Raw genomic sequence first — 15,159 nt, 5'->3', positions numbered from 1 at the left:
TCACGTGGCATTCCTTTTCAAAATCATCTCCACCGCGGCCGCAAAGCCTTCCTCCTCGTTCGACGTCGTCACATCCGTCGCCTGCGACTTCACATCGTCACTCGCATTGCCCATCGCCACCGACATGCCTGACACCTTGAACATCGGCAGGTCGTTGCGCATGTCGCCGATGGTGGCGATGGCCTCAAGGGAGATACCCAGCCGCTGCGCCATCGCCTGTACGAAGGTGCCCTTGCTCTGATTGGGCGGCGTGATGTCGAGATAATAGTTTTGCGAGCGCACCGCGACAGCCGTATCGCCCAGCGCCTTCTGCATCGCGCCCTCGCAGCGTTCCAGCAATGGAAAATCCTGGCTCGCACCGACGATCTTGCAGGCCTTGGCGAGATAGGGCGAGAAGTCATCCACCATCACGGCGTCATGTTGAATGGTGTCGCGCTCGTGCGGCACATATTTGCCGTCGTCGCGCTTGATCACCCATTCGTCATTGGTGAAAATCCAGATATCGACGCCGTGGTCTTCCAGCACTTCAATAGCGCGCTTGGTGGCGGATTCCGGGATCAGATGCTGCACGATCGGCTTGAGGTCGCCGTCCACCATGGAGCTGCCGTTGAACGGGCCGATCGGCAGCGTGATCCCCAGTGGCTTCACCAGAAAGCGCATGCCGACGGGCGGGCGGCTCGACGTGATCGTGAAGCCGATGCCGGCGTCTTCCAGTTTCTTCACGGCCGCCTTGGCCGTGTCGGTGAGGCGTTTGTCGTGGGTGACGAGCGTGCCGTCGACATCGGACACCACGAGAGCGATCTTGGTCATGGTCTGATCCTTCAGGTCGGCAGTTGTTTGATGATGGCGGAGACGATGCCATCGACATCGTCGTCGATGGATACTGTCATCGGGCGTTCGTCTGGGCCGGGGATTTCGAGCGTCTTGAACTGACTGTCGAGCAGCGTCGGAGGCATGAAATGATTCTTTCGCGCCGCCATGCGCTTGGCGATCAGCTCCCTGGAGCCGTCGAGATAGATGATGCGAATGTCGTCGCGGCCGTGCAATAGCAGATCGCGATAGGCGCGCTTGAGCGCAGAACAGGCGACGACAAGCTTTTGGCCATCGGCGGTGACGCGGTCGATCTCGTCGGCCATGGCCTGCAGCCAGGGCCAGCGATCGTCGTCGGTGAGTGGCTGGCCCGCGCGCTGCTTCTCGATATTTGCCTTCGGGTGAAAATCGTCGCCATCGGCGAAGCGCCAGACGAGGCGTTCAGCAAGCGTCTTCGCGATCGTGCTCTTGCCTGAGCTGGAGACGCCCATCACCACCAGAGCCTTGGGTGCCAGGATCTTGGGTGCCAGAGTCTTGGGCACGGTGTCAGCCACGCGCGTCGTCCGGGAGGGCGGCCTTGTCGCACAGCCACACGGTTTCGCCGTCCGACCGCGCGCGATTGGCTGGCAGATCCTCGCCCTTCAGCACCCGGGTCAGGATCGCGCGCTTGTCCTCGCCGCTCATCAGGAACAGCATCTCGCGGCATGAGGCGAGTGCCGGCAGCGTCAGGCTGACGCGCGGCACGAAAGGCTTCACATGGGCTTCGGGCACGCCGACAACCCAGCGGTCCTTGATCTCGATGGCTGGATAGCTGGGGAACAACGACGCCACGTGGCCATCGGGGCCGACGCCGAGCAACACCAGATCGAACAGCGGTTTGGCTTTATCGAGCTTGTCTGCACCGTAGAAGGACTGCAGCTCGCGCGCATAGAGCGCCGCGGCTTCATCCGGGCCCGCCGCATCGGTCTTGATCGGGTGCACATTCGCAAGCGGCGCGCATGCATCCAGAAACGCTGTTCGCGCCATAGTCATGTTGTTGAGCGGATCGCCTGACGGCACGAAGCGGTCGTCGCCGATGAACCAGTGCACGCGATCCCAGGGGATCTCGCTGCGGTAAGGCTCGGTAGCGAGCAACTCATAGAGACGCTTCGGGCTCGATCCACCGGTCATGCAGATGGCGATGCGGCCGGGATTGGCCTCGATGCGTTCGATCAGCCGCTCGGCTGCGGCTTCTGCGAGCGCTACCGCGTCCTCGACCACGACGATATGGCGATTGGGCGCTGTCATGGCGTCAGCTCAGCACGCGCCAGCTACGACCGTCGCGCTTGAGCAGGTCGTTGGCTTCGTCGGGACCTTCGCTGCCGGCATTGTAGGTCTTGAGCCCATCCTTGCCGGCCTTCTTCCAGGCATCGAGGAACGGCTGTACGGCACGCCAGCCGGCTTCCACGCTATCGGCGCGCTGGAACAGGATGTTGTCGCCGATCATGCAGTCATAGATGAGCGTCTCGTAACCCGTGGCTGGCGCAGCCTGGAAGTAGTCCTTGTAGCGGAACTTCATCTCGACGCCGTCGATCTCCACGGCCGGACCGGGCACCTTGGTGTTGAACTTCAGTGAGATGCCTTCATTCGGCTCCACGGCGATGACGAGGAAATTCTCGGCGAGGCTTTCCACCGACGTGTCACGGAACATGGCGAATGGTGCTTGCTTGAACTTGATCGCCACTTCGGTGCGTTTGATACCAAGTGCCTTACCGGTGCGCAGATAAAAGGGAACGCCGGCCCAGCGCCAGTTGTCGATCGACAGCTTCATCGCTGCATAGGTCTCGGTGGTGCTGCCATCCTTGACGTCTTTGGTCTTCAGATAGTCACCGATATCGGTCTCGCCGACATGACCGGCGACATATTGCGCGCGAACCGAATTCTGCAGTGCTTCGGCTTCGGTCTGCGTGGTGACGGCGGCGAGCACTTCAGCTTTCTCGGAGCGCACCGCATTGGCCTCGAAACGCGCGGGCGGCTCCATCGCGACTAGCGATAGCAATTGAAACAGATGGTTCGGCACCATGTCGCGCAGCGCGCCGGTCGCATCGTAGAACGAGCCGCGATGGCCGACGCCGAGTTTCTCGTCCACGGTGATCTGCACGTGATCGATATGGTTGCGATTCCAGATCGGCTCGAACATGCCATTGGCAAAGCGCAGCACCAGGATGTTCTGCACTGTCTCCTTGCCGAGATAGTGATCGATCCGGTAGATCTGCTGCTCGTTCATTAGGCCGAGCAGTTCATTGTTCAGCTTCTTCGCGGATTCAAGGTCGGTGCCGAACGGCTTCTCGACTACGAGGCGGCGCCACGAGCCGTTTTCCTTCAGCATGCCGGTGCGGCCGAGCTGGCGCGCGATCGGCGCGAAGGCCGACGGCGGCGTTGCCAGATAGAACAGGCGATTGCCGCCGGTGCCGCGTGCTTCCTCGAGTTTGTCGAGCTGGTCGCGCATGCGATCGAAGGATTCCGGCTCGCCCGGATCGGCCTCGATACAGGTGACGCAATTGAGCAGCTTCTGCGCGATGGCGTCGTCGACCGGGCGCGTCGCATATTGCTTCAGGCCCTTCATCAGGTCGTCGCGGAGTTCCGCGCCGGTCATGTCCTTGCGGGCGATGCCGACGACGCAGAATTTCTCCGGCAGAAGATCGGCCGCCTGCAGGTTATACAGCGCCGCGATGACCAGCCGGTGGGCGAGATCGCCGGTGACGCCGAAGATCACGAATGCGCAAGGGTCTGGCTTCTTCTTGGATTTGGCAGGGCCTGGAGCTTGTATCTCGGTCATGCGGGCTACGCCTTTGGTTTGATGATATCAGGCGCGTCCTGCCGTTTTGGATCCGGATGCTGATCGGGCTCTTTGTGGCCGCCGAAACCGGCGCGCATCGCGGATAGAATCTTCTCTGCAAATGTGTGCTCCTTGCGCGAGCGAAACCGCGCAAACAGCGCAGCAGTCAGAACCTCAGCGGGCACTGCCTCGTCGATGGCGGCATTCACCGTCCAGCGGCCTTCGCCGGAGTCCTCGACGAAGCCCGAATAGGTATCCAGCGTCTCATTCTTGGCGAGCGCGGAGGAGGTGAGGTCGAGCAGCCATGACGGGATCACGCTGCCGCGGCGCCAGACTTCGGCGATGTCAGGCAAATTCAAATCGAAGCGATGCGCCTCCGGGAGCGCCTCGATATTGGCGTTCTTCATGATGTCGAAGCCCTCAGCATAGGCCTGCATCAATCCGTATTCGATGCCGTTATGGACCATCTTGACGAAATGCCCGGCGCCGACGGGGCCTGCATGGATGTAGCCGTTCTCGATGCGCGGATCGCTGTTGTCGCGGCCCGGCGTACGCGGGATGTCGCCGATCCCCGGGGCCAGTGTCTTGAAGATCGGATCGAGCCGATCGACGACGCTCTTTTCACCGCCGATCATCATGCAGTAGCCGCGATCGATGCCCCAGACGCCGCCGGACGTGCCGACGTCGATGTAATACAGGCCCTTTTCCTTCAGCGCCTTGCCGCGGCGGACGTCGTCCTGCCAGAACGTGTTGCCGCCGTCGATGACGGTGTCGCCAGGCTCCAGCAGCCTGGTCAGCGCATCGATGGTGGTCTCGGTGATCTTGCCGGCGGGCAACATGACCCAGACGGCGCGCGGCTTGTCGAGCTTCTTCACGAAATCTTCGAGCGACGATCCGCCGATGGCACCTTCGGAGGCAAGGCCGCTGACGGCCTTGGCGTCCTTGTCATAGACCACGGCACTGTGACCGTTCTTCATCAGGCGGCGGACAATATTTCCGCCCATTCGGCCGAGACCGATCATGCCGAGCTGCATTGTGTGATGTCCTTTATTGATTGCGCATGACCCGAAGCAATGTCCGGGCCATGCGGATCGTCGTTTAGTTCAATGCGGCAGTCATCGCCTTGTCGAGAACAGCAAGTCCGGCCTTGAGATCGCCCTTGAGATGGACGCGCAGCGCACGGCGGTTGCGATCCGTGAGCACGCCAAAGTCACCACGCGCCTGTGCCGCCTTGATGACACCGAACGACGCCCGGTAATCGGGGATGGCGAGATCCTTGGCATCGTCCGCGGTGATCTGCAGGAAGACACCGGTATCCGGCCCGCCTTTATAGGCCTGGCCCGTCGAATGCAGGAAGCGGGGGCCGAATTCGGCGCAGGTTGCCACCTTCTTCTTGTCGCGCACCGCCATCCGCATGTGCTGCAGCGTGTCGATATGCTCGCCGTCGCGTTCGACATAAGCGAGCAGCGCGACGTAATCGCCGGGCGTGACGCGGCGGAAATGCGCCTTCAGCCATGACGTCAGATCGCCATTGGCGCCGGCCTTCTTCAGCAGTTCGGCATTGCTATCGTCCGTATAGAGATCGGCTTCCTTTGACGACACCACCGGCGTCTCCGGCGGCAGCGACCCGGTCTTCTCGAAGGCTTCCGTCAGCTCGCGCGTCTTGATCTTGGCGGCTTCCACATCTGGCTGGTTGAACGGGTTGATGCCCAGAATCGATCCCGCGACGGCCGTCGCGATTTCGAAGCGGAAGAATTCCTGGCCAAGATGATCGATGGACGGCATCACGATGCGCGCGACGGGATGACCGGCCTTTTCCAGCGCGGCGAGCTTGTCGTCATGTCCCTTGTCGTCTTCGCCTGATGTGCGCAGATCGATAAAGAAGCGATCGGTGCCATAGACTGAGGGCTCGCCCAGCGTCTCGCCATCGATTGGGATCAGGCCCTTACCATCCTTGCCGGTGGATTCGGCGATGAGCTGTTCGGCCCATGCGCCGAAATCGGCGATTTTCTTCGAGGACAAGATCGTGACCTTGTCGCGGCCGTCGAGCCCGGCATTGCCCATGGCAAGGCCAAGCTGGACGCCGGGATTTTCAGCGGGTGGCACGTCCGGCCCACAGGAGCGGACCATCGACAGCGTGAGATCCAGCAGTTTGGCCAGATCGACACCAGCCGCAGCGGCCGGCACCAGGCCGAACGGCGACAGCACCGAATAGCGGCCGCCGATGGTCGGATCGCCATGGAAAATGCGCGCAAACTTTTGGGTCTTCGCGACCTTCTCCAGCGATGAGCCGGGATCGGTGACGGCGACGAAATGCGAACCGGCCTTGTCGGCGCCGACCGCCTTGGTCACCTCGTCGAAGAAGTAGTTCTTCATCACGTTCGGCTCGGTTGTGCCGCCGGATTTGCTGGAGACGATGAACAGCGTCGAGGCGATCTTCACGGCAGCGCCCATGGCGCGCACCTGCGCCGGATCGGTGGAATCCAGCACATGCAGTTTCGGGAAGCCCGCCACCTTGGCAAAGGTCTGCGCCAGCACTTCCGGCCCGAGGCTCGATCCGCCCATGCCGAGCACGACCGCATCGGTGAATCCCTGCGCCTTCACCCATTTGGCGAAGTCGTTGTAGTCGGCGAGCTTGGCCTTCTCGTCAAAAGCGCTGTTCAGCCAGCCTAGCCACTTGTCTTCGTCCGCGCCGGTCCAGACCGATTTGTCCTTGTGCCAGAGCCGGCGGATCTTCGCGGACGCACGCCACTCTTCGGTCGAGGTCGCGACCTTCTTCGTGATGCCGTCGCCCAGCGCCAGCTTCTGCGATCCGATCCCGTTACCCAGCGATGTCGCGCGCTTGTGCGCCACCGCGCCATAGAGCTGGTCGGCGGCATCGGCGAACAGCTTGACGCCGTCGATCACCAGTTCAGTGGTGATCTTGTCCAGCGAAATGCCGGTCTTGGCGAGATCAGCCAGCACCTTCTTCGCGTCCTCGACATTCTCTTCGAGGCTGTCGCGCACTTCGCCATGGTCGCGGAAGGCGTCCAGCGTGGCGGGTGGCACCGTGTTGACGGTGTTCTTGCCGATCAGCTCTTCCACATAGAGCGTGTCGCGATAGTCCTTGCTCTTCACGCCGGTGGAGGCCCAGAGCAGGCGCTGCGGTTTTGCGCCCTTGGCCTTCAGCTTCTCCCAGCGTGGGCCGGCGAACAGTTTCAGATATTCCTGATAGGCGAGTTTCGCATTGGCGATGGCGACCTTGCCCTTGAGGTCCTTGAGCCGCGCCTTCTCGGATGGATCATTGGCCTTAGCGATCTTGTCGTCGAGCTGCTTGTCGACCTGCGCATCGATGCGGCTGACGAAGAAAGAGGCGACGCTGGCCACATGCGAGGGATCGCCGCCGCCGGCGACATATTTTTCGAGACCGTTGAGATAGGCCTCGGCGACCTCCACATAGGTCTTCTGCGCGAACAGCAGCGTCACATTGATGCTGATGCCTTCGCCGATCAACTGTTCGATGGCGGGCAGGCCTTCCGGCGTCGCCGGTACTTTCACCATCAAATTCGGGCGTTTGACGCTCGCCCACAGGCGCTCCGCCTCGGTGACCGTGCCCTTGGTGTCATTGGCCAGATAAGGCGAGACTTCGAGGCTGACGAAACCGTCGTCGCCTTTCATCTTGTCATAGACCGGCTTCAGCACATCGGCGGCGTGCTGGATGTCCTCGACGGCGATGTACTCGAACAGATCAGCCGGCGACTTGTCGCCGGACTTCAGCGCCTCGGCAATCGGGGCATCATATTCGTCCGAACTTCCGATCGCCTTCTCGAAGATCGCCGGGTTCGACGTCACGCCCTTCACGGCGTCAGTGTCGATCAGCTTCTTGAGGTCGCCCTTGGCGACGAAGCCGCGGGCGAGGAAGTCCAGCCAGACGGCCTGACCGTGAGATTCGAGTGCTTTGACGGGATTCATGATGCCTTGTTCTGCTTACAATTATCAAAAGGCCGATCGCCGCGCGAAACGTTCCGCGGCCCGGTTCCAATGATCGCCCCAAACCCATACGCATGGCAAGCCGAACGGTTCCATTCAGGGCGCGGGAGCCGGATCGCAATTCCGTGTTCGCCAGATTGGCCCGGCGGCATGACAATTGTGCAAATTTTGTGCGTCGGTTTTGTGGGTTGGGGAGCGCCTCCAGCCCTCACGTCATTGCGAGGAGCGAAGCGACGCGGCAATCCAGAGGGGCACAAGCGAAGAAAGACTGGATTGCTTCGTCGCAAGGGCTCCTCGCAATGACGGCGAAGAGCTACGAGTCAGGGCCGGATGTACAGATAGCCCTGCGACTGCAGCTCCGCGATCCGGACCACACCGCCGCGGTCGGCGATGGTGAAGCCCGGCAGCAGGCCGTCCAGCGTCACATCCTTCGCCTTCATGGTGTTGCTGCAGGCGGCCAGTTGCAGGCCGGCTTTGGTGAATTTGCTAACCCGCGCGGTAATGTCGGGATTGGTGGAAGCCCGGGCAAATGACTTCAGCGCCGGACCGAGCACGACCAGTGCGATGGTAACGTTGTCGGGGCCGCCGACACCGTCGAAATGATTCTGGATATTGCCGAGCGCGAAATTCACCCTGTCGGCATCGGCGAGGTGATAGACTACCTTGAGCTTGGCAGGTGGCTTTGCGTCAGTCGCTGCCGCGCTGGCCTGCGAGGCGACCAGTCCCGCGCCGATCGACGACAGAGCGGTCCACAATAGGCTGCGTCGATTCATGGTTGGCTCCGATTTGGCGTCAATCACGCTCACTTGCTGCGCATCGCCGCGAGTTCCTTGCGGTCCGTGATCAAGGATTCACATTCCTTCAGATTCGTGCGGTCGAGCCGGAAAATCTTGTCGTCCTCGCCGCCGGTGAGCGCGTCGGCGCCGGGTTCTTCATCGGGCTTGCTGTTCTGCCAGATGCGGACGCGCTCGACGCGGACCAGCGTTGCGTCGATGTCTTTGGCCAGACCGATCGCAATGCCGCCGCCATCGCAATCGACGCTGCATGCGAACTTCACCTCCTGGCCCTTGTCGGTGTCCTGGATCTGGCCGCAAGAACCGCTGGAATCCCAGTCGCCTTTGCGATGGCGATATTTGAATCCGAGCCGAAACGAGTAGGGCGTATAGCTTTCCTCGGGCGGATGCCCGGCGACGACCAGCAGCTTCATGGTGCTGACCTTCTGTTTGGGATGCCGCGCCAGATGCTCGGCGTCATAGCGCCGGACGAAGCAGGCATAGGTCAGCTTCGGACCCAGCGGGCCGGCAAACATGCGCTTGTTGAATTCGGCTGCCTTCGCATCGACCTTGGCCGGCTCGTCCTCGGCGCGCGCCAGCGGGCTGCCGACGATCAGAGCGGAGGTGAGAACCAGAAGGGACAGCACACGGATGGTCATCGACGTCTCGCAAGGTGAGGCGGCCCGTTGCGGGCCAGTTCACCTTGGTCGCGTCAGAAGCGGGATGCGTTCAATCGACGCTGGGCGCGGTCGATGCACTCCCTCGCCCCGCACTTGCGGGGAGAGGGTGGGGTGAGGGGCTTTTGCTGAGCTTCACCTCTAACTCCCCCTCACCCGGAGCCGTCGCTGCGCGCCGACTCCGACCTCTCCCCGCAAGCGGGGAGAGGTTAGGTAGCATCGCGTCGACCGTGAATTCAAAGATCGCTCTTCGCGAGATCCCACATCAGCCGGTAGGTCCCCTCGGAAATCAGCTCTGCCTTTGCCGCTGCAATGGCCGCAGTGAAGCGGCCTTTCATGGTCGAAGCGACGGCTTCGAGATCCGTCCCGTCGATCATCACATACCAGTCGCGCGCCGCGGGATTGGGTGCGGCGGGATCGTCGGTGAGCGGCTTCGAGAGGCGGGGATCGCTCTCCATCAGATGCATCGAAATGATGCCGTGCAAATTGCCGGGATCGAGCTGTGCTTCGATCGTGCTGCGCAGCCTGTCAGCGCCGTCGGCGGGTGGCCGGATGCGCACCAGCCCGAGCGCCGCGCCGCGGCCCTGACCGCGGCTGACGGTGATCCGCGCCACTGAACGCAGCATGTTCTGGAAACGGCCGATATTGGTCAGCGACCACTTCGTCTGGTTCGCCAGCGCCGTGCGATAGGCCTCGCTGTCCAAGACGTCGAATGTCCTGGTCGAATACAGACCGAGATATTTCGGCCTGGCATTCACGGCCACATAGCGCCTCGCTTCATTGAAGCCCTCGATGGCGACACGCTCGGCGAGATGCTCGCGGTCGTACCACGCGTTGAATTCCTGCTCGTGGCTGGCGTCGATATCCATCGACGTCATCAGCATTCCCGTGCCTTTGATCGGCATTCCAGAAGTCCTATTTCAGTTTCGACGCCACATCGGCGATGGCCTTCATGACCGCATCGCGCATGCCGGGGTCATACAGGCTGTGACCGGCGCCTTCAACGATGCGCACCTCGGCATTCGTCCAGCGCCTGGCCAGGGCATGCGATGTCGCGGGCGGGCAGAGGAAGTCGTAACGGCCCTGAATGATGACGCCGGGAATGCCGGTGAGTTTGCCGGCGTCTTCCATGAGCTGATGCGGCCGCATAAAGCAGTCGTGCTTGAAGTAATGCGCTTCCATCGCTGGCGTCGCCGGCATCGGCCGCGTCTGGTTGCCAAGCTCGGCAAGGTCGAGCCGTGTGCGCTTCGGCGCGATTTCGGACAGGATGGCTTCGGTGCCGCCCCAGGCGCGGATCGCCGGGACATGCACGGCCGGATCGGCATCGAGAATGCGGCGATAGAAGTTGGGCAGCGGATCGGCGCGCTCGGCTTCGGCAAGGGCGCTCAGAAAATCTCCATGCAGGCCGGGATAATGCCGCGGCAGCATGGTGTTGAAGACATCGTGCAATTCTTCCCGCGTGCCGAGAAACGTTGCACGCAGCACGATGCCGGTCACGCGATCCGGATGGGCCTGCGCATAGGCCAGCGCCAGCGTCGCTCCCCAGGAGCCGCCGACCACGAGCCATTTGTCGAAGCCGAATTGGGTGCGGATCGTTTCCATATCGGCGATCAGATGCGGCAGCGTGTTCGCCTCGCGCTTGCCTTTGGGCTTGCTGCGGCCGGCGCCGCGCTGATCGAACAGAACGGTGTGAAAGCGCTGCGGATCGAACAGCCGGCGGTGATCGGGCTGGCAGCCGGAGCCGGGGCCGCCATGCAGATAGACTGCGGGAATGCCGTCGCTGCGGCCGACGCTCTCCACATGGATTGCGTGGCCGTCGCCGACATCGAGATGTTCCGAGGTCAGCGGCGCGAACAGGTCCGCGCTCGCCGGGGCGGGGACATCAGCGGCCATGGATGTCGTCCGCGTCCGGCTCCAGCGTGCCGCCTTTGAAGTTGCGATAGATGAAGCGGTCGCGGCCCTCAGTGGATTCCGTTTCGGCCATTTTGAAGATTTCGGCGTGAACAGGCGACAGCGTGCAGGCGGGGTCGGTATTCCCGGCATCGCCGGTCAGCGCGAAGGCCTGGCAGCGGCAGCCGCCGAAATCCACTTCCTTGAACGCGCAGCTCTGGCACGGTTCGGGCATCCAGCCGGTGCCGCGATAGCGGTTGAAGGCTTCGGAGTTCTGCCAGATCCAGGCGATCGAATGATTGGAGCGCACGGATTCAAATTCCATCCCGGTGATGGTCTCGGCGGCATGGCAGGGCAGGATCTTGCCTGATGGAGAGATGTTGAAGAACTGCCGGCCCCAGCCGCCCATGCATTTTTTCGGTCGCAGCGCGTAATAGTCCGGGACGACATAGTCGATATCGAGAATGCCTTTCAGGCGCACCTGCGCGTCCTCGACGATGCGGCTGGTCTCGTCGATCTGGTCGATGGTCGGCATCAAGGCGGCGCGGTTCTTCAACGCCCAGCCGTAATACTGCACATTGGCGACTTCCAGCCGGTCGGCATCGAGATCGACGGCCATCTGGATGATGTCAGCGAGCTGATGCAGGTTCTGCCGGTGCATCACCGCATTCACGGTCAGCGGCAGATCGAGCTCGCGCGTCCATTTGGCGACTTCGAGCTTCTTCACGTGGCCATTGCGATAGCCGCCGACGCGGTCCGCCACCACGGGCTCATTGCCCTGGAAGCTGATCTGCACATGGCATAGCCCGGCATCGGCGAGCGCTGCGAGCTTGTCGCGCGTCAGCAGCACCGCCGAGGTGATGAGATTGGAATACAGGCCCACATCCGTCGCCTGCTGGACCAGCTCGACGATGTCCTTGCGCGCGGTCGGCTCGCCGCCGGAGAAGTGGATCTGCAGCACGCCGATTTCGGCGAGCTCGGACAGCACCTTCTTCCATTCGTCAGTGGTCAGCTCGGTGCTGCCGCGATCGAGCTCGACGGGGTTCGAGCAATACGGGCATTGCAGCGGGCAGCGATGGGTGAGTTCGGCCAGCACGGCGAGGGGAATGCCGAAGGTTTCCGCGGTCGAGCGCGTGCGCTCCATGATCGCGAGACTGTCGGCGGGATCGGTGAAGACGGGACTGGCGTCGGTAAGCGTAGGACTCATGCTGTCTTCTCCCGCGCTTGCGTGAGAAAGCCCTTGTCGGCGAGATCCTGCAGCATCGCGAGAACATCGGTACCGATATCGTCGCGCGGCGCGGCGTATTTCGCCGCCAGCAGGTCGATGATATCGGCGACGTTACGTTCGCCATCGCAAAGCTGGAGGATTTCGACGGCGATATCGTCCGGCGCCAGCACGCGCTCCGGCGCCAGGATCACCCAGCGCTGGCGCGTCTCGTCGAACTTCAGCTTGGCGTGGCGCGGCAAGACCGGCTTGCTCGCCTCGCTGACACTGATCCGACGATTGCTGCGCAACTCCGTCATCGTTGCCTTCTTACTTGGCCGGGACGAACGCGCCCGGCGGCACATGCCCGTCCACATAGGCATGATACAGCGCATCGAGCTGCACCCACAACACATTGGTCTTGAAGATCAGTGCATTGCAAACCGCGCGGCGCTCGGCCGGCGTCGTGGCATGCTGCTTGACGTAATCCAGCGCGAAGCCGGCATCGCGCGGCGCCTGGGTCAGGCGGCGGCTGAAATAGCTCATGATGTCCGGATTGACGAAGTCATAATGCTTCAGCATGCCGGAAATGCGTTCTTCATGCAGGTTGGGTGCGAACAGTTCCGTCAGCGACGAGGCGATGGCCTCCAGCGGCGTCCTGTCGCGCACGAAATGCACATAGGCCTCCACGGCAAAACGCGTCGCCGGCAGGATGCCTTCGGTGGATTCCACATAGGCTGAGTCGAGGCCGAGCCCTTCGGTTAGCTTCAGCCAGCGCTCGATACCGCCTTCTGCGCCGGTATCACCGTCGTGATCCTCGATCCGGTGCCGCCATTCCACGCGCGTCGCACGGTCGCGGAAGCGCGAGATCACCACCGCGTCCTTGATGGGGATCGTGCTCTGATAATAGTAGCGGTTCAGCGCCCAGGCCTGCACCTGACCCTTGTTGAGTTTGCCGCCGTGCAGCAGCTTATGAAACGGATGCAGGCTGTGATAGCGCGTCGCGCCGATATGGCGCAGCGTGTCTTCGAGTTGCGCGGCATTCTCCAGCGGCACGGCAGCTGAAATCGAATAGGCGGAAATGGCGTTGTCGCCGATCATGTTTGCACTTGTCAGGGTAGCACCTGGGGCGTTCACAGCGTGATCTCCATGCCATTGCCGGGAATCTGCCAGCCGGCGGTGGTCAATGCGGCGCGCTCGGTGGAATCATGCAGCAGCGCCGGGTTCGAATTGTTGATGTGCAGGAAGAACTTTCTGGCGATGCCGGCATCGGCCAGTTCACTGATGGCGCCATCCACGCCGGACATCGACAGATGCCCCATGCTCTGGCCGGTCTTCTGGCCCAATCCTGCCGCGATGAGTTCGTCATCGCGCCAGACGGTGCCGTCGAAGAACACCAGCGGCGCGCCGGAAATGCGTTGTTTCAGTTCGGGTGTCACCCGCGCGCAGGCGGCGATAAAATAGAAATGCTTGCCGGTGGCCTTTTCGGCAATCCGCAGTCCCAGCGTATCGCCGTCACCATCCTCGCCGGCCGGATGCGCCTGGCCTTCGAGATACCACGCGCTTTTGCCGGGCACGGTGAAGGGCAGCATCTCCAGGCCGGACGGCACGCCATCCTGCAGCTTCGGTTCGAAAGACGTATCAATCTCGATGGCTTCGCGGCGCACGTTCTTGTCCGAGAGCACGTTGAAAATGCTGTTGGCTTTCAGGATCGCCAGCACACGTGTGTGCGCATAGATTGTAAATGGCGAACCTTCCCGCATCGACAAGAGCCCGGCCACCGCATCGACCTCGCCATTGGTGAGGATCACGCCCGCGATCGGCGAGTGTCTGACATGATCGGGGTGGGGGTGAAGCTGGGGCGTATCGGTGACCTGTTGTCGCAGGTCGGGCGAGGCATTGATCAGGAACCAGTTGGCATTGTCGGCCGACACCGCGATGGAGGCCTGGCCGCTCTGCAGTTCGGGTCGCTCGCTGCGCGCCGCACGACAAATCCGGCATCCGCAATTCCACTGCGGAACACCGCCGCCGGCCGCGGCTCCAAGAACGACAACACGCAACATGAGATCGCCCTGAATCCCGGCCAATTCGCGTCTCGTAAAAAGACGCGGGGCGCCCGTCAGTGACGAAGGCGCCCCCCAAAACTTAAGATCTTAGCGTGAGCTCAAGTCTTACTTGCGCGCCGCGCAGGCGTACATGTTGATTTCCATGCCGACTGCAACTTCGACGATCTTCGGTGCTTTCCAGGCCATATTTATCTCCCGCTTCTCTGCAGTCAGGTACTGCATAACCACAACTCTAATCCCTGCTCAAAGGTTCGCCAACAACTTCGTCATCACAATGTGAAGCGATGGGGGTACAATATGCGTGCAGTGCACAATCGATTGCGCTGCAACATTGCAATGGCGAGAACGTTCCATAGATAGCGAAGGCCTTTGGTTGAAAGGCATCGTTTCGTCCTCAGCCCGCCGCATCTTCCGGGATATTCGCGTGGTTTGAGGTCTTCTGCGTCCGCGTCCAAGCCCAGTGCCAAGAGAATTGCCATGCCGCTTTATTTCTTCAACACACGCATCAACGACGAGCTGGTGGTCGATCCCGAAGGCGAGGAGCTGCGGGATCCCGATCATGCCTGGGATGTGGCGCGGTCGATGATCCTGCAATTGCTGCGCTCCGAGGGCACGCCGAGCGATCTGCTCAAAGCGGTGCTGGAAGTCACGGACAAGGACGGCGAGATCGTGCTTGAATTTCCGTTCACCGAAGCACTGCTCGATGCCACCGATGAGTCCGCAACGCGGCACTAGAGCGTTGTCGAGCGACGTGGGCACCGGTTCGCGTCAATACAAAAAGCCAGAGCCTTCTCGGTTCTGATTCTATCAGAACCGAGAAGGCTCTGGCCGATTGCGGGAATCCGCACAGGCTTGCTCGCGCGTGATGTTTTGATTGCGCAGCGACATAAAAATATCCAACAGTGCGATCCGGAAAGCCTCGGGGGCGGCGCATCTCATGTGCTGCGAGCAG

At 61.9% G+C, this 15,159-nt stretch carries 16 protein-coding genes; 1 reads left to right on the top strand and 15 read right to left on the bottom strand.

Going from position 1 to position 15,159, the window contains the following annotated elements; all coding sequences use genetic code 11:
* From BLW80_RS25145 to pqqA, 15 genes are all read right to left on the bottom strand, one after another.
* Window positions 1-810 carry an HAD family hydrolase gene (locus tag BLW80_RS25145; protein WP_093760708.1) on the bottom strand — a complete coding sequence of 270 codons (810 nt, stop codon included), beginning with the start codon at window positions 808-810 and terminating at the stop codon, window positions 1-3.
* A gap of 11 nt (window positions 811-821) precedes the next feature.
* The gene (locus BLW80_RS25140) at window positions 822-1,301 is read right to left on the bottom strand and encodes a gluconokinase (RefSeq protein WP_093760706.1); all 480 of its coding nucleotides are present in this window, start codon (window positions 1,299-1,301) and stop codon (window positions 822-824) included.
* A 55-nt stretch (window positions 1,302-1,356) separates the two neighbouring features.
* Window positions 1,357-2,097 (bottom strand): 6-phosphogluconolactonase, encoded by a 741-nt coding sequence (pgl, locus tag BLW80_RS25135; RefSeq protein WP_093760704.1) that lies wholly within the window; start codon window positions 2,095-2,097, stop codon window positions 1,357-1,359.
* Window positions 2,098-2,101: 4 nt separating this feature from the next.
* Window positions 2,102-3,628, bottom strand: coding sequence for a glucose-6-phosphate dehydrogenase (gene zwf / locus BLW80_RS25130; RefSeq protein WP_093760702.1), 1,527 nt, complete (start codon window positions 3,626-3,628; stop codon window positions 2,102-2,104).
* A gap of 5 nt (window positions 3,629-3,633) precedes the next feature.
* Window positions 3,634-4,662 carry a phosphogluconate dehydrogenase (NAD(+)-dependent, decarboxylating) gene (gnd, locus tag BLW80_RS25125; protein WP_093760700.1) on the bottom strand — a complete coding sequence of 343 codons (1,029 nt, stop codon included), beginning with the start codon at window positions 4,660-4,662 and terminating at the stop codon, window positions 3,634-3,636.
* Window positions 4,663-4,726: 64 nt separating this feature from the next.
* Window positions 4,727-7,579, bottom strand: a complete 2,853-nt coding sequence (locus tag BLW80_RS25120; RefSeq protein WP_093760698.1) for a bifunctional transaldolase/phosoglucose isomerase — start codon at window positions 7,577-7,579, stop codon at window positions 4,727-4,729.
* 338 nt (window positions 7,580-7,917) lie between these two features.
* Window positions 7,918-8,370 carry a DsrE family protein gene (locus BLW80_RS25115; protein WP_093761161.1) on the bottom strand — a complete coding sequence of 151 codons (453 nt, stop codon included), beginning with the start codon at window positions 8,368-8,370 and terminating at the stop codon, window positions 7,918-7,920.
* Between the two features lie 29 nt (window positions 8,371-8,399).
* Window positions 8,400-9,023: a hypothetical protein gene (locus tag BLW80_RS25110; RefSeq protein WP_093761159.1), complete on the bottom strand. Its 624-nt coding sequence runs from the start codon at window positions 9,021-9,023 to the stop codon at window positions 8,400-8,402.
* A 260-nt stretch (window positions 9,024-9,283) separates the two neighbouring features.
* Window positions 9,284-9,952 carry a DUF4286 family protein gene (locus BLW80_RS25105; RefSeq protein ID WP_093760696.1) on the bottom strand — a complete coding sequence of 223 codons (669 nt, stop codon included), beginning with the start codon at window positions 9,950-9,952 and terminating at the stop codon, window positions 9,284-9,286.
* Window positions 9,953-9,962: 10 nt separating this feature from the next.
* Window positions 9,963-10,940: a prolyl aminopeptidase gene (gene pip, locus BLW80_RS25100; protein ID WP_093760694.1), complete on the bottom strand. Its 978-nt coding sequence runs from the start codon at window positions 10,938-10,940 to the stop codon at window positions 9,963-9,965.
* Entirely contained in the window at window positions 10,930-12,144 is a 1,215-nt protein-coding gene (gene pqqE, locus BLW80_RS25095; RefSeq protein ID WP_093760692.1) for a pyrroloquinoline quinone biosynthesis protein PqqE, read from the bottom strand. The genes pip and pqqE overlap by 11 nt, the downstream gene beginning before the upstream one ends.
* Complete coding sequence (gene pqqD, locus BLW80_RS25090) at window positions 12,141-12,461, bottom strand: pyrroloquinoline quinone biosynthesis peptide chaperone PqqD (RefSeq protein ID WP_089267439.1); 321 nt, start codon at window positions 12,459-12,461, stop codon at window positions 12,141-12,143. Before pqqD ends, pqqE begins: the two co-directional genes overlap by 4 nt.
* 10 nt (window positions 12,462-12,471) lie before the next feature.
* Window positions 12,472-13,242 carry a pyrroloquinoline-quinone synthase PqqC gene (gene pqqC, locus BLW80_RS25085; protein ID WP_093760690.1) on the bottom strand — a complete coding sequence of 257 codons (771 nt, stop codon included), beginning with the start codon at window positions 13,240-13,242 and terminating at the stop codon, window positions 12,472-12,474.
* Window positions 13,243-13,274: 32 nt separating this feature from the next.
* Complete coding sequence (gene pqqB / locus BLW80_RS25080) at window positions 13,275-14,204, bottom strand: pyrroloquinoline quinone biosynthesis protein PqqB (protein WP_093760688.1); 930 nt, start codon at window positions 14,202-14,204, stop codon at window positions 13,275-13,277.
* A 108-nt stretch (window positions 14,205-14,312) separates the two neighbouring features.
* Window positions 14,313-14,393: a pyrroloquinoline quinone precursor peptide PqqA gene (pqqA, locus tag BLW80_RS25075; RefSeq protein WP_089267584.1), complete on the bottom strand. Its 81-nt coding sequence runs from the start codon at window positions 14,391-14,393 to the stop codon at window positions 14,313-14,315.
* A 291-nt stretch (window positions 14,394-14,684) separates the two neighbouring features.
* Between pqqA and BLW80_RS25070 the strand changes: the two genes are divergently transcribed.
* Window positions 14,685-14,942 carry a DUF6894 family protein gene (locus BLW80_RS25070; protein WP_089267437.1) on the top strand — a complete coding sequence of 86 codons (258 nt, stop codon included), beginning with the start codon at window positions 14,685-14,687 and terminating at the stop codon, window positions 14,940-14,942.
* Window positions 14,943-15,159: the final 217 nt, after the last annotated feature.

This window comes from Tardiphaga sp. OK245 (assembly GCF_900108575.1).
Taxonomy (GTDB): Bacteria; Pseudomonadota; Alphaproteobacteria; order Rhizobiales; family Xanthobacteraceae; genus Tardiphaga; species Tardiphaga robiniae.
Note: the sequence above shows the minus strand (reverse complement) of the source record. Positions and strands in the feature narration are given on the sequence as shown.

What these genes read in the sequence shown, in the direction of transcription:
- zwf (WP_093760702.1), bottom strand. Translation starts at nt 3,628, where the DNA reads ATGACCGAGATACAAGCTCCAGGCCCTGCCAAATCCAAGAAGAAGCCA.
- gnd (WP_093760700.1), bottom strand. Translation starts at nt 4,662, where the DNA reads ATGCAGCTCGGCATGATCGGTCTCGGCCGAATGGGCGGAAATATTGTC.
- pip (WP_093760694.1), bottom strand. Translation starts at nt 10,940, where the DNA reads ATGGCCGCTGATGTCCCCGCCCCGGCGAGCGCGGACCTGTTCGCGCCG.
- pqqB (WP_093760688.1), bottom strand. Translation starts at nt 14,204, where the DNA reads ATGTTGCGTGTTGTCGTTCTTGGAGCCGCGGCCGGCGGCGGTGTTCCG.
- BLW80_RS25070 (WP_089267437.1), top strand. Translation starts at nt 14,685, where the DNA reads ATGCCGCTTTATTTCTTCAACACACGCATCAACGACGAGCTGGTGGTC.
- BLW80_RS25115 (WP_093761161.1), bottom strand. Translation starts at nt 8,370, where the DNA reads ATGAATCGACGCAGCCTATTGTGGACCGCTCTGTCGTCGATCGGCGCG.
- pqqE (WP_093760692.1), bottom strand. Translation starts at nt 12,144, where the DNA reads ATGAGTCCTACGCTTACCGACGCCAGTCCCGTCTTCACCGATCCCGCC.
- BLW80_RS25120 (WP_093760698.1), bottom strand. Translation starts at nt 7,579, where the DNA reads ATGAATCCCGTCAAAGCACTCGAATCTCACGGTCAGGCCGTCTGGCTG.
- BLW80_RS25105 (WP_093760696.1), bottom strand. Translation starts at nt 9,952, where the DNA reads ATGCCGATCAAAGGCACGGGAATGCTGATGACGTCGATGGATATCGAC.
- pqqD (WP_089267439.1), bottom strand. Translation starts at nt 12,461, where the DNA reads ATGACGGAGTTGCGCAGCAATCGTCGGATCAGTGTCAGCGAGGCGAGC.
- pgl (WP_093760704.1), bottom strand. Translation starts at nt 2,097, where the DNA reads ATGACAGCGCCCAATCGCCATATCGTCGTGGTCGAGGACGCGGTAGCG.
- BLW80_RS25140 (WP_093760706.1), bottom strand. Translation starts at nt 1,301, where the DNA reads ATGGGCGTCTCCAGCTCAGGCAAGAGCACGATCGCGAAGACGCTTGCT.
- BLW80_RS25145 (WP_093760708.1), bottom strand. Translation starts at nt 810, where the DNA reads ATGACCAAGATCGCTCTCGTGGTGTCCGATGTCGACGGCACGCTCGTC.
- pqqA (WP_089267584.1), bottom strand. Translation starts at nt 14,393, where the DNA reads ATGGCCTGGAAAGCACCGAAGATCGTCGAAGTTGCAGTCGGCATGGAA.
- pqqC (WP_093760690.1), bottom strand. Translation starts at nt 13,242, where the DNA reads ATGATCGGCGACAACGCCATTTCCGCCTATTCGATTTCAGCTGCCGTG.